The organism is Marinomonas sp. 63XJN7_9_ISO-PGPR-S23-217 (assembly GCF_056173515.1).
This window is the reverse complement of the sequence record NZ_CM149678.1, coordinates 3753400-3767261: the sequence shown is the minus strand read 5'-3', so window position 1 is coordinate 3767261 and position 13862 is coordinate 3753400. Positions and strand designations below refer to the sequence as shown.

Sequence of the window (13862 nt, the reverse complement as noted above, 5' to 3'; positions counted from 1 at the left end):
GTTAAATTTTTGTTGTTAAAGGTTTCTATTTACTAGGTGCAGTTACTGCTTGCACACTGTCATCGCTCTCTGTGAGTTTTCTAGACCGTTCACGCAGGGCCTTCTCTGATTCTTCAGAAAACTCCGCCTTCAGAGACTTATACAGTCCGACGACGGCAAGGATAATAATGACCGAGAAGGGCAGCGCGGCCACAATAGATGCCGTTTGCAGCGCCTTGAGCCCCCCAGCAATCAAGAGTGCGGCGGCAACGGCTCCGACGGCAATTCCCCAGAAAATGCGGTAACGTGCACGAGGATGTTCATCGCCCATAGCCAGCAGTGTACAAATAACCAAGGTCGCGGAGTCGGCAGAGGTAACGAAATAGGTAATCAGCATCAAAGTACAGAGGCCAGCCATCAGCAGGGTTATTGTTTGACCGTTACCCAGTAGCTCGATTGTCTTAAAGAGCGCTGTAGTGGTGTCTTTGTTAACAGCTTGGACAATGCCGCCGCCGCCGAACAATTGGAGGTACATAGCAGAATCACCAAAGATCGTGATCCAAAGTGCAGCAAGAAGTGTTGGTGCAATCAGAACGCCGAGAACGAATTCACGAATAGTACGGCCTTTGGAGATACGGGCGATAAATATGCCGCAGAAAGGAGACCAAGCAATCCACCACCCCCAGTAAAAGATAGTCCACCAGCCTTGCCACTGGCTTTTGGGTGTCGTGTCAACCCAAAGTCCTAGCTGTACGACGTGGGACATATAGTCGCCAAGATTGTTAAAAATTGAGCCTAGGATATAAGTGGTTGGTCCGAAAATAACAAACAATCCAAGCATCACTGCGGTCATTTGCATATTCAGTTCACTGAGAATTCGGATGCCTTTTTTTAGACCACTGAGTACGGACAGCGTTGCGAAAACAGATAGTAAGGCAATCAGCCCTACTTGTGTTCCGACCGACATTTTGACGCCAAATAAATAGTTCAACCCCGAGTTCATTTGTTGGGCCCCTAACCCAAGTGAGGTTGCTATTCCGAACACCGTACCAAACACGGCTAGAAGGTCAGCTGCGTGTCCGATTGGACCGTATATGCGCTCTCCAAACAGCGGGTACAAGCAGGAGCGAATTGAAAGAGGGAGACCTTTGCGGTACGAGAAGTAAGCTAGGGCCATGCCTATTACCGAGAACAGTGCCCAACCATGTAATCCCCAGTGGAAGATCGTAAGGCGCATCGCGACCTGAGCGGCTTCCGCCGTTTGCTGTTGAGCGACAGTAATAAAGGGGTTGCTTTGAAAATGGTCAATAGGCTCCGCAATACTCCAAAACAATATGCCGATACCGATACCTGCACCGAATAACATGGAGAACCAAGAAAAATAACCAAATTCAGGACGATCTGTGTCCTTACCAAGACGGATATTCCCATAACGGCTGAAGATGAGCCAAACCGAGAAAAATAGCATAAAACTCATTAGGCCGATGTAGTACCAACTGAGTTTAGTCGTAATAAAGCTCTGTGCTGCGTTATACACGGAGCTGGCATAGGTTGGATTAGCAATTGTAAAGATGACAAATGCAAACACAAGAACCGCTGAACCGATTGCCATAACTGGATGGACGCCAGCCAATATGCCTGATTGCGGTATTTTATAATTTTTATTATTCATAATGTTTTACTCTCCATTTTGTTACGCACCACCATCACTGAACATTGGGCATGGCGCATTACTTTCTCTGCATTAGCCCCGATTAAATAATCCGCCAGACCAGGAGTGTGGGAGGCCATAACGATTAGGTCAGTATTTAAATCAGATGCAATGTGCAGGATTCCAGAATAGATTCGCCCCTGTCCCACTATGGACTGAACCCTAATATCTTGAGGTACATGCTCGGCAATAAATTGATTAAGCCTATTTGCCCCTTCTTCACGAAGGTGATCATCAATCTCTTTCGGCAAATAATTAGCGATGGTGGGAATGTCTGAGTCTGGGACGATAGTGGTGATCGTCAGCTGAGCGTCGTGACGCTGAGCGAGATCGATGGCTGCCGGTAGCGAGTTTTGCCACGAGCTTTCGTGGTCCAAGTCTATCGGCACGAGGATGCATTTATACGTTGTATTCATTGGTGCTGCTCCTAACGGTTTGTATTTTTCTTATTTAATTAATCCCGTGGCAGTGATGCTCGAAATGGGCAATTAGATCTCATTTCGATATCGAGGCCCATTATTTAAAAAGTGTGTGAAGCAGAAAAGAAATAAAAAGGCACTCTTAGACTAAAAATTATTTATGGCTGAGCGTGTTTTTACCGCGATAAACCGGATTAGGGAATTAAAACGCTCGTTACTCATAAAAAAACTTAACCCTAAGGGAGAGTATTTATTGCTGGTAGACAACCCAAGCCATTTCTAGACTCGGCTCCTATCCAGAGTGTGACAACGTTATCGGTTGTTGGTTTAGCGAAATCAGAAAGTCAGTAGTCATCTTGGTTATTGCGAGATTAAAGCAACCCTCACTTTTTGTTAGAAAACGCTTTACATAGATAGGAAAGGTGAAAATGAATAATAACAATGAATTGCCTTTGAAAGGTGTCCGTGTTGTAGATTTTGGTCAACAGATTGCAGGCCCAGCCGCCGCGATGGCGTTGGCTGATTTTGGTGCCACCGTTATCCATATTGATCCACCAGGTGGGCCAACTTGGAAAAATCCTGCCAATGAAATTCTTAACCGCAATAAACTGAGTCTAGAGCTGGATTTGAAATCCGAAGAAGGCCTTTCTCAGGCACTAACCTTGATCGACAAAGCGGATATTGTGATAGAAAACTTCCGCCCAGGCGTTATGAAAAAGTTAGGGATCGATTTTGAGGCTCTACGTTTGGCTAGACCCGAACTGATTACACTGTCGATACCAGGCTTTGCTAGTAACGATACATTACGTCGAGAATGGAAAGCGACGGAAGCGGTCGTTGCCGCTACCTGTGGCGGTTATACCGATATGGGGTTCAATCGTGTATTGATGGGGTTGAACCCAAGTTTTTCACCGCTCCCACTAGGGTCATCTTATGCGACGGCACTGTCGGCAGCTTCTGCTGTTCTTGCCCTATACGAGCGAGAAAAAACGGGGCGAGGTGATCATATTGAGGTCCCTATTGCTGCAGCAATGATGGAAGGGTTGTCCTATAACTCCTATGTTATTGATGGGTTGCCTGAACGCTACAAAACCATGCGTGAGCATGAGATTGAATACCGCCGCAACAACAACATTCCGTTGAATCTTTCGTACGAGGATCTACAAGAGTATCTAGATCCCTTCTATCGTACTTATGAATGTGCTGACGGACGTAAATTTTATTGTGTCTGTCCTTCTCATCGTAACCATGCCAAACGGGCGTTAACCGTCTTAGGCATTTATGATGAACTGGTTGCCGAAGGGTTACCGGAAGTCGCCGATTTACACCTCCCTATCAGTGAATGGGATGGTGAGACATCCATTGGTGTTTACCCATTACCGAAAAAGTGGGCGGATATTATTGCTGCCAAAATGAAAGCGGCTTTTCTTACTAAACCCTCTGAAGAGTGGGGACGTATTTTTGGTGAAGTATCGATTCCAGGCGCCCCTCATCGTACGACTGAAGAATGGGTACAAGACGAGCATACTAACGCTGCTGGCCTAATTGTTGAGGTAGACACACCGGATTACGGCATCATGAAACAACCTGGCCCTATTGCTTGGCTGGAAAATGAAGCCGATGCCATGTTGACGCCGCGAGCGTGTCGCCATGTCGATTTCAATGAAGCCTTGGCTGAGTTGAATGAGGTAGCGGCTCACGAAAAAGTCACTCGACCCACTGGAGCAGACATTCAACCAGCATCAGGTAAGGGTTGGCTGGAAGATTTGCGCATTCTAGATTTGACGAATGTTATCGCAGGTCCTCACTCCGCCGCCTTCTTGACGCGCTTTGGGGCTGAAGTGATTAAGTTGGATCCCGTCACACCACTCTACGATCCACTAATCGGCACCATGTATACCTTCCAGTCAGGGGTCAATAAGCGTAGTGCGGTTGTCAATATCTCCACTGAAGAAGGTCGTGAGATCTTCAATAGGTTGGTACGGTCAGTGGATATGGTTGTCATGAATGCGCCTCAGCGACAGATCGTCCAATTGGGATTGGATGAAGAGACGTTGAAGAGCATCAAACCCGATCTACTGTTTTGTCGTCTGGACTGCTTGGGCGGGCCGCGTGTGGGGCCAATGTCGGAATACATCGGTTACGACGATATTATTCAAGCCATCAGTGGTATTATGAGTCGTTTTGGCGGAATTGAAACACCTGAAGAACATGCACACATTGGCACACTTGATGTCAATTGCGGTTTTGCAGCGGGTTTGGCAACGGCTGTGGCTTTGTACCAAAAATTGAGAACAGGCAAGTGTTCTCGTGCCCGTACCTCACTTTCGGCGGTCACTAATTTGTTGCAGATTCCTTATTGTTACGACTATGCGGGACGTCCCCCATTTAATGAACCTTCTGGAAGAGGAGTGATGGGTTTTGGTCCGTTGGCACACTTTTATAAAACCAGTGATGGCTGGATCTATCTAGACTCCAATAGTCTAGAGCTGGAAAAAATAATGGACATTGAGGGGTTAGAAGGCGTTGGCAAAGTGGAGGATATTCAATCCTTCCTGACCAAGCAGTTCGCTAAGGCGCCATCTGAATATTGGACAGATAAGCTACGGGAAAACGACATCGCTGCTGCTATTCCTGAGTCGATTGAACATCTACGTACGGAAAACAGTCGTCTTAGTGATGGAACCACTGGTATTGACCGAGGTAGCTTTGCGTTTACGATCTTCCCTGATCACCCTTGTGGCCATCAAGTGACTCAAATTGATCATTATGCGATTCGTCCCACAGAGGCGGCTATTCGTCCATTGAAACCAACAGAGCGAACTGGTCATTCGACGCGAGAGATCGTAGCAGAAGTTGGGTACGATGTGGCTGAGATCAACTCCATGCTCAAACGCAAGATTATAGGGTTAGGCTGGGGGAAAGAGTTCTTACCAAGCTAATATTTTTGGCGGGCTTATGCCCGCCCGTTTTTCTTTTGTTAAGAGTAGAGGGGCGATGAAAAAGTACCTTGTCTTCATCGAACCCAAGTGACTCCATCAGCAAAAATAACGGTCTGGCCTCATTATAAGCGACCTGTTAGGTATTGAGATTCGCCAAATCCAAAGCTCCAGTCGACGTCAGTATTGGTGATGACTGAGATGAGAATGTCCTTAGGCGATAGTCCAATGGCGTTGCCAAGCTGTTCAGTGACATGTTTATAGAACTGGGTTTTCATCACCGTTGCACGGGGACTGGTGAAAACTTGGATGACGATGGCGTCTTCGCTGCGCTCGAACCCTAATCCTGTATCAAGCAGCACCATACGTCCCGGTTTGTGTTCGGTCACTATCTGGTAGCGATCATTTTTGGGCACATTAAAGGCATCAACAACGCAATCTTGAATGGTATCCATGATAGTTTTTATCTCATCGTCCGAACGACCTTCGTTTAAATCAATTCTTACTAGTGGCATGTTACCTCCATCAGTTGGTCTCTATTTGTTTATTAGCATACAGACTATCCTTTGCGATTGATGGCTAAGGCCGAGGTTTCCCTAATTGAATCACGTTACTTGGAAATTTGAAGTTTGTGAGATTTGCCGTCAGATGAAAAATATCGCGTAGTCTTCTTAGCCCCCAAAGCGATGACAACCCAGTTCCCGCCTACAAGAGGCGACAGCAAAGCAGGGTATCGGTGTTCTTTGATAGAGAGTGATGTTCATCAAGCTCACTATCAACTCTGTTATTCCCACGAGTTATTTTGTTTGGAATATTTAACTGATTGATTTATATAAAATATATTTGATTTTGAAAATATATTTTTTTTATAAACGTTTTCTTGTTATTCTTTATTTTTATTTGTCTATCCGTTTTGATGGGGATTTTTCGAGTCGCCAATCAAATTAAATAAAGCTAAGATAGCTTGGTAGAAAAACAAACAATCATATTCATTTAGGATGGTTTTTAATGACGTCGTTAACTTCATTAGAGATATATAGAACAGAGCACGTTCGCATTGCTGGTAACAAGTACACAATCAAGTTAGCTTCAGCGGAAGATGGGCATGAACATGCTTTGATAGTAGAAAATGATAAGACTAAGCAGAATGTTTCCTATCATTTAAGTGCAAAAGAAGCACACTATATCAACCTCCATCGCAATGAAGAGCTTGAAGCAAAGTTGCTCGAAATCATTAAAAGTGATCTAGACAGTAAGCATTTATAAGCTAGCTTTCTCTCCTACTGATTTAATGTCGATCATTAGGATATGGGGGCTGATGAAAATCTTCATCAGTCCCAAAAGAATTCAACGAACAAAACTTACTTCCTACCACTTCGACCAACTCCTCCGTACTGGAAAGAGCCCCCTAACCAAAGATGGCTGTGATTACTGTCATGCTTCTGGACATGAAACTCGATCTCAACACCACTCCTAATGAACACGCTTATTTAATCATTTCTTGATATTTATCGGCTAGTCTGTTGGTTCTCTACTCAGACCATGAAAGATAAGTTTAAAATGAGTAAGCGCTTTTGGTTTTTTTAGTGGTATTAGTTACTTTCTCGCTCAACTCTATTTATTTGATGGCTTTGAGGGGAGTTGTTAAGGCTCTGCTAGCGTGGCGTAGTGCAGATTATTATGTAGTCAGAGTAAGGTTGTTTTTTTATATTGAGATCGTGGCCTAAACTGTGCCGCTTTGTCTGGAGATCGGCGATATAATTGATTTATTATGATGTTATCGCAATAAGTTATACCTTTTAATTAAATGCGTTATTGTTGGTTTTCGTCTTCTACTGAGGTTGTCGGAATGATGTCTTTTCGTTTGGGACAAGAGTTGCAGGGGTCTTTTACATCACGTGTTAGACAAGGTGTTGTGTTGTTATTTTGTGTGGCGCTGGCGGGCTGTAGTGAGCCAAAAAAAATCGAACCAGAGCAACCTAGACCCGTGAAAACCGTGCTGTTGTCATCGGATTCATCAGCCGATCAGGTGAGTTTGATTGGAGATGTTGAGCCAGAACAAGAGACTATTTTAGGATTTCGTATAGGCGGTCGTATTATTGAGCGCAAAGTGGATGTGGGGGATAAGGTATCTAAGGGCGAGCTGTTGGCGGCGCTGGATACCAGTGATGCCAAAAATCAGTTAGCCAATGCTCAGGCGAAGTTAGTGAGTGCACAATCCAGTTTGAATTTGGCGAAGATTACCTACGAACGCTATAAAAAACTGCTGTCAACGCACGTTATTTCCCAATCGCAATTCGACATGAAAAAGTCCGATTATGATACTGCCTTGTCGCAATATGAAAGCGCAAAATCGGCCGTCAAAGAAGCATCTGATAATGTGAGTTATACCAAGTTGCTGGCACCGGAAAGTGGGGTAGTGACCCTGGTCAGTGGTAATGTTGGACAAGTGGTTTCAGCTGGACAGGAGGTGGTGAAACTGGCTTCTCTGACTCAGCGCAATGCGGTGTTTGATGTGCCTGAGGAGATGATTACCAATACGCCTCCCCATAGCGAGATCACGGTATCTTTATTATCTGACCCGAGCATTAAAACCACTGGAACGGTGCGAGATGTCAGCCCTCAGGCGAATACGAATACAAGAACCTATCGAGTACGAATCAAATTGACAACCTTCCCAAAGGAAATGGTATTGGGTGCTATTGTGAAAGGCTCGGCTCGTCTTCGTGAAGCTAATATTATTCAATTACCAGCATTGGCGTTAACGCGCCAAGGTAAGCAGCCTGCCGTTTATGTTTTTGATGAGTCAACTCAGTCCGTTCATTTGCAGCCAGTGACGGTTGTTCGCTACAGCAATGACAGTATTTTTGTGTCAAAAGGCTTGTCTGCTGGAGTGCGTGTTGTGGTGGCGGGCGTATCGACATTGCGCCCTGGCATGAAAGTCACCCTGTTTAAGGATGCGAACTGATGTCTGACCCACGCAAGCGTTTTAACCTATCTGAATGGGCTCTGAATAATCAACAAATGGTCAGCTTTTTGATGATGGTTGTGGTCGTCATGGGCGTACTCAGCTATATCAATCTGCCCCGTAATGAGGACCCTTCTTTCACGATCAAAAAAGCCGTCGTGTCGACCGTATGGCCTGGCGCATCGGTGAAAGATACCACGCAATTTGTTACTGATGTGGTGGAAAAAAAACTGCAAGAAGTGCCTTATCTGGATTATTTAAAAAGCTACACTCGGGAAGGTGAGTCTGTTGTGTTTGTGAACCTTCGGGATGATACACCTCCTAAAATGGTGCCAGAAATTTGGTATCAGGTGCGCAAAAAAATGAAAGATTTATCGCCTAGTTTGCCATCGGGTGCCAGTAAACCTGCGGTTGATGATGAGTTTGATGATACCTATGGCACCATCTATGGTTTTACCGGAACAGGCTTTACCGAGCGTGAACTGCGAGATGTGGTTGACCGTATTCGGGACCGACTATTAGGTGTGCCAGACGTGAGTAAAATAAAGGTGCTGGGGGCGCAAGATGAGCAAATTAATATTGCTTTTTCACCTGAAAAACTAGCTGGCTTAGGTTTGAGCTTTAAGCAAGTGACGACCATGCTACAACAGCAAAATGCCATTGTTCCTGCTGGGGTGATTCGTACAGGAAGTGAGCGTATTGATTTGCAAGTGTCGGGGGCCTTTAAGTCCGAAAAAAGTTTGCAAAATATTGTGTTGCATATCGATGGGCATTTTGTGCCGTTAACGCAAATTGCCACCATTCATCGAGTGTTAAAAACACCGCCGGAACCCGAGTTTCGAGTGAATGGGCAGCCTGCCATAGGGCTGGCCATTTCCATGTCGAAAACAGGCAACATGTTGGATTTTGGTCAGCGGCTCGACCAAGAAATGGATAAGGTCAAGTGGCTTTTACCCCATGGTATGCATGTCTTTACGGTGGCTAATCAATCTAAGGTGGTAAAAGGGGCGGTGAACGGCTTCGTCAAAGTGCTGGTGGAAGCCATTGTGATTGTGTTGGCGGTCTCGTTTATTTCTTTAGGTATGAGAGCAGGCTTAGTGGTCGCCTTTTCTATTCCCATCGTGTTGGCGATGACCTTTGTTGGTATGGAAATCGTTGGTATTGGACTGCAACGTATTTCCTTGGGGGCTTTGATTATTGCGTTAGGTTTATTAGTCGATGATGCGATGATTACTGTTGAGACCATGGTGTCTCGGTTGGAACAAGGTTGGCAACGCAAAGAGGCCGCGGTGTACGCGTTTAAGAGTACGGCTTTTCCAATGTTAACGGGGACGCTGGTGATGGTGTCAGGCTTTATTCCGGTGGGGTTTGCCGCTTCCAGTGCGGGTGAGTACTGTTATTCCATGTTTGTCGTGGTGTTGATTTCCTTGTCGAGTTCTTGGATCGTGGCGATTTTATTCTCACCTTTGTTAGGCGTTTGGCTCTTGCCACGAACACTGGTTTCTCACAAAGATAAGGTCAGCTTCCACTCAAGGATGTTTAGTCGTTTGTTATCTTATTCACTCTCTAAGCCTAAGAGTGTGATTATGCTTGCCTGTGTTTTGCTTGGTCTGTCCATTGTCGGGATGGGCCAGTTGAAGTCGGTTTTTTTCCCTTCATCAGATCGCCCCGAATTGCTGGTGGATTTGACTTTGCCGCAAAACGCCACGCAAAGTGCCACCCGAGAAAAAGTCATAGCGCTTGAAAAATGGCTTAAGACACAGCCAAACGTGGCGCATTTTTCCTCCTATGTTGGCTCCGGAGCGGTACGCTTTTATTTGCCGATGGATGTCTTGCTCAGTCATGAGAATGTGGCCGAACTGGTGGTTGTGGCGAAGTCTACTGACGTTCGAGATAGGTTAAGTGCTGATATCAAGCGTTATTTGAATCAGCATGATTCGGATATTGTCAGTCGTGTAGCGCCCTTAGAGCTTGGGCCACCAGTGGGTTGGCCTGTGCGTTATCGTATTATGGGCCCAGATTTAGATAAGGTGCGCTCATTGGCAACGGATTTAGCCGTGTTAATAGGAAAAGATCCGCAGGCCCGTGATATTAACTTGACCAGCGGTGAGCCAGAACGTCGCATCGCCATTGATATTAATCAAACTCAAGCTCGGGCGGTGGGGCTAAGTTCTGAACAAGTGGCCAATACACTGGCTAATATCTTCTCTGGCCATGTGATTACTTCGCTTCGTGATCATAACCGTATGGTAAATGTGGTGGTGCAAGGTAATAAAGAAGCTAAGGAAAATGTATCCACCATCAGTAACTTGCAAATACCCATAAGCAATGGACAAACGGTGCCACTAAGACAGATTGCCACCATTCAATATGGCATAACCGATCCCATTGTGTGGCGCTGGAATCGAGAGCCGTATATTAGCGTGCAATTAGATGCGGCGTCGGGCGAGTTGCCGCAAGCCTTGTCCAATGAGTTGGCTCCCATCGTTCAGCAGTTTACGGATAAATTGCCACCGGGCTATCAGTTAAAAGAAGCGGGAGCCGTTGCTGAGTCAAGTAAGGGAAACCGGTCAGTCTATGACGTATTGCCAGTGACCATTTTATGCATGCTGACATTATTAATGATTCAGTTACGTCGCTTTTCACGGATGTTATTGGCTTTATTTATCGCGCCTTTTGGCTTAATCGGGGTCGTGATCGCCATGTTGCCAACAGGCACCCCCATGGGATTCGTCGCTTTACTGGGGATTATCGCTCTGTTTGGTATGATCATTCGCAATGCGATTATTTTAATTTCTGAGGTGGATCGCAATGTTCAAGAAGGCGTATCCATTCACGAGGCCATTACGCGAGGGGCGATACATCGCTCCCGTCCTATTTTATTGACGGCTTGTGCGGCGATTTTAGGGATGGTGCCGATTTCCCGAGAAGTCTTTTGGCAGCCAATGGCGTATGCCATTATCGGTGGATTATTGATTGCGACCCTCATTACCTTATTGGTGCTGCCTGCGGCGTTAAAACTTGTTATGCAGTGGGAAAGTGCGCGTCGAGGTGACAACGGGCTGTAGTATGCAATCTGATCAAGACAGGAAGTGAGGCAAAGAATAGGGTAACAGAAAGGGCGCTTAATGATTTAAGCGCCCTCGTTGAATGTATGGAAATCAATGTCTTGGGCTGTTAAGCGATGACAAATAAATCCATAAAGAGGTTAACTGGCGTGCTTTCTAGCGTGGCTTGATCTTTACACAGAGTAAAGATGGTTTGGCATTGGCGGTTCGGAAAACGCGTTGCCAAGTTGTTTTTGAATTTCTTCTCCAAAAGTGGAATGCCTTCTTCGCGACGACGACGGTGCCCAACCGGGTATTCCACCACCACTTCTTCAGTGCTGCTTCCGTCTTTAAAGAACACTTGAATGGCGTTGGCAATGGAGCGTTTGTCGGCTTCTAGGTATTCGGCAGAGAAGCGTTTGTCTTCGACGATTTCCATTTTATCACGCAGTTCATCGATGATGGGGTTGGCGTCATGGAAGTCATCTTCATAGTGCTCGGCAATTAAATGACCAAAGGCTAATGGAACGGCAGCCATGTACTGCAAGCAGTGATCGCGGTCGGCAGCGTTTGCCAACGGGCCGGATTTGGAAATAATACGAATGGCCGATTCATGGGTACGAATGACGATTTTATCGATGTCTGCCAAGCGGTCTTTCACTTGGGGATGCAGTATCACAGCGGCTTCCGCTGCCGTTTGTGCATGGAACTCCGCCGGGAAAGAGATTTTAAACAAGACATTTTCCATCACGTAGGTGCCGTAGTCTTGTGAAAAAGCAAACTGACGTTGTGCTTCTGGTTTGATGGCTTGGTCTTTGTTGGTTTTCGAGAAAGACACATCATAAAACCCCCACTGTGGCGCCGTTAATACACCGGGAATGCCCATTTCGCCTCGCATGGACATATCGGCTAAGCGAACCGCTCGAGAGGTGGCGTCCCCCGCCGCCCACGATTTACGAGAGCCTGCGTTAGGCGCATGGCGATAGGTACGCAGGGCGGAACCATCTACCCATGCTTGGGAAATCGCGGCCATGATTTGCTCTCTGTCGCCCCCCATCATTTTGGTTACTACGGCAACCGAGGCAACCCGTACCAATAAAACGTGACACAAGCCCACACGGTTGAATGAGTTTTCGAGGGCGATGACGCCTTGAATCTCATGGGCCATGATCATGCCTTCTAAGACGTCTCGCATGGTCAGTGGCTGTTCGCCTTTTGACAAGCGTACTTGGGAAAGGTGATCCGCCACCGCCAAAATGCCCCCTAAGTTATCGGAAGGGTGTCCCCACTCGGCGGCTAACCAAGTGTCGTTGTAATCCAACCAACGAATGATGCAGCCTATGTCCCACGCGGCTTTGACTGGATCGAGGGACAAAGACGTGCCGGGAACGCGGGCACCATTGGGGACAACCGTGCCTTGCACAATGGGACCAAGATGCTTGGTACATTCAGGAAAGCGCAGGGCGAGTAAGCCACAGCCGAGGGTATCCATTAAACAGTTACGAGCGGTATCCAGGGCTTCTTGGCTTTCTATTTTATAGTTCAGTACATAATCGGCGATGTCCTGGATGACTTGGTCGTAATCCGGACGGTTGTTTTGGTCTACGTTGGCACTCATTTTTGATCCTTACTTAGTATTTCTCTTGTCTATTTTTCGCTTAAGGACGGTCGTCAATATCCACCCAATCCGCATGGTCCGGTCCAATGTAATCGGCACTGGGGCGAATAATACGATTGTTGGCGCGCTGTTCCATGACGTGGGCGGTCCAGCCTGTCACTCGGGCGCAAACGAAAATCGGCGTGAATAGCTTAGTGGGAATGCCCATAAAGCGGTAAGCGCTGGCATGGAAAAAATCCGCATTACAAAAGAGCTTCTTCTCGCGCCACATAACCGCTTCGCAACGTTCAGACACCGCGTATAAATGGTCGTCGCCGACGTCTTCACTGAGTTTTTTCGCCCATTTTTTAATGATGTCATTACGTGGATCTCGATCGCTGTAAATAGCATGACCAAAGCCCATGACTTTTTCTTTATTAGCCAGTTTTTGCAGTAGCGCGGCTTCGGCTTCGTCTGGGGTTTGCCAAGGTTCGATCATGTCCATTGCCGCTTCATTTGCACCGCCGTGAAGCGGGCCGCGTAAGCTGCCAATACCACCTGTGACACAAGAGTACATGTCCGATAAAGTGGAAGCGCATACCCGAGCCGTGAAGGTCGAGGCATTGAATTCGTGCTCTGCGTACAAGATCAAAGAGGTGTTCATGACCTTTGCATGAAGCGCGCTAGGGGCTTTGTCGTGCAACATGGTGAGGAAATGCCCCGCCAAGGAAGGAACATGGTCATTGAGGGTATCAATGCGCACACCATCATGACTAAAGCGATACCAATACAACACGATGGCGGGCAGGGCGGCGATCAAACGATTCGCTGTATGGTGAGTTTCTTCGTTGTCCTGCTCTGGTTCCAGATTGCCTAAAAAGGAACAGCCCGTGCGCATGACATCCATTGGATGAGCCTCTGCGGGAATCAGTTCTAAGGCTTTTTTAAGGGTTTCAGGTAAGGCTCGCAAGCCCATAAGTTTTGCTTCATAGTCTCGCAGCTGAGCACGGTTCGGCAGTGCACCGTATAATAAAAGATAGGCGACTTCTTCAAAGCTCGCTTTATCGGCTAATACATCAATATCGTAGCCACGATAGGTTAATCCTGCGGCGGCTTTGCCGACGGTACAGAGTGCGGTTTGGCCTGCGCTTTGGCCGCGTAGGCCTGCGCCGGAAAGAACTTTAGCCATGTTTCTACTCCTT

General features: G+C 46.7%; 9 protein-coding genes. 4 read left to right on the top strand and 5 right to left on the bottom strand.

Annotated features, from left to right (window positions below):
* Positions 1-25 precede the first annotated feature (25 nt).
* Both AC0VYI_RS17585 and AC0VYI_RS17580 read right to left on the bottom strand, forming a co-directional pair.
* Positions 26-1591, bottom strand: coding sequence for a BCCT family transporter (locus tag AC0VYI_RS17585; RefSeq protein WP_475444504.1), 1566 nt, complete (start codon positions 1589-1591; stop codon positions 26-28).
* Between the two features lie 56 nt (positions 1592-1647).
* On the bottom strand, positions 1648-2106 hold the full coding sequence (locus tag AC0VYI_RS17580) for a universal stress protein (RefSeq protein ID WP_475444502.1): 459 nt from the start codon (positions 2104-2106) through the stop codon (positions 1648-1650).
* Positions 2107-2537: 431 nt separating this feature from the next.
* On the opposite strand from AC0VYI_RS17580, the gene AC0VYI_RS17575 reads away from it, so the two are divergent.
* Positions 2538-5051 carry a CoA transferase gene (locus AC0VYI_RS17575; RefSeq protein WP_475444500.1) on the top strand — a complete coding sequence of 838 codons (2514 nt, stop codon included), beginning with the start codon at positions 2538-2540 and terminating at the stop codon, positions 5049-5051.
* Between the two features lie 122 nt (positions 5052-5173).
* Here AC0VYI_RS17575 and AC0VYI_RS17570 read toward each other — a convergent pair whose 3' ends face one another.
* The gene (locus tag AC0VYI_RS17570) at positions 5174-5563 is read right to left on the bottom strand and encodes a tautomerase family protein (protein ID WP_067341305.1); all 390 of its coding nucleotides are present in this window, start codon (positions 5561-5563) and stop codon (positions 5174-5176) included.
* 493 nt (positions 5564-6056) lie between these two features.
* Between AC0VYI_RS17570 and AC0VYI_RS17565 the strand changes: the two genes are divergently transcribed.
* From AC0VYI_RS17565 to AC0VYI_RS17555, 3 genes are all read left to right on the top strand, one after another.
* Positions 6057-6314: a hypothetical protein gene (locus tag AC0VYI_RS17565; RefSeq protein WP_199477049.1), complete on the top strand. Its 258-nt coding sequence runs from the start codon at positions 6057-6059 to the stop codon at positions 6312-6314.
* Between the two features lie 583 nt (positions 6315-6897).
* The gene (locus AC0VYI_RS17560) at positions 6898-8016 is read left to right on the top strand and encodes an efflux RND transporter periplasmic adaptor subunit (protein WP_475444498.1); all 1119 of its coding nucleotides are present in this window, start codon (positions 6898-6900) and stop codon (positions 8014-8016) included.
* Entirely contained in the window at positions 8016-11084 is a 3069-nt protein-coding gene (locus tag AC0VYI_RS17555; RefSeq protein ID WP_475444496.1) for an efflux RND transporter permease subunit, read from the top strand. The genes AC0VYI_RS17560 and AC0VYI_RS17555 overlap by 1 nt, the downstream gene beginning before the upstream one ends.
* A gap of 109 nt (positions 11085-11193) precedes the next feature.
* On the opposite strand, the gene prpD is transcribed toward AC0VYI_RS17555, so the two are convergent.
* Together prpD and prpC are read right to left on the bottom strand one after the other, a co-directional pair.
* A complete protein-coding gene (prpD, locus tag AC0VYI_RS17550) occupies positions 11194-12681 on the bottom strand; it encodes a 2-methylcitrate dehydratase (RefSeq protein ID WP_475444494.1) in 1488 nt (495 codons plus the stop codon).
* A gap of 40 nt (positions 12682-12721) precedes the next feature.
* Positions 12722-13849 carry a bifunctional 2-methylcitrate synthase/citrate synthase gene (gene prpC, locus AC0VYI_RS17545; protein ID WP_475444492.1) on the bottom strand — a complete coding sequence of 376 codons (1128 nt, stop codon included), beginning with the start codon at positions 13847-13849 and terminating at the stop codon, positions 12722-12724.
* Between the last annotated feature and the right edge of the window lie 13 nt (positions 13850-13862).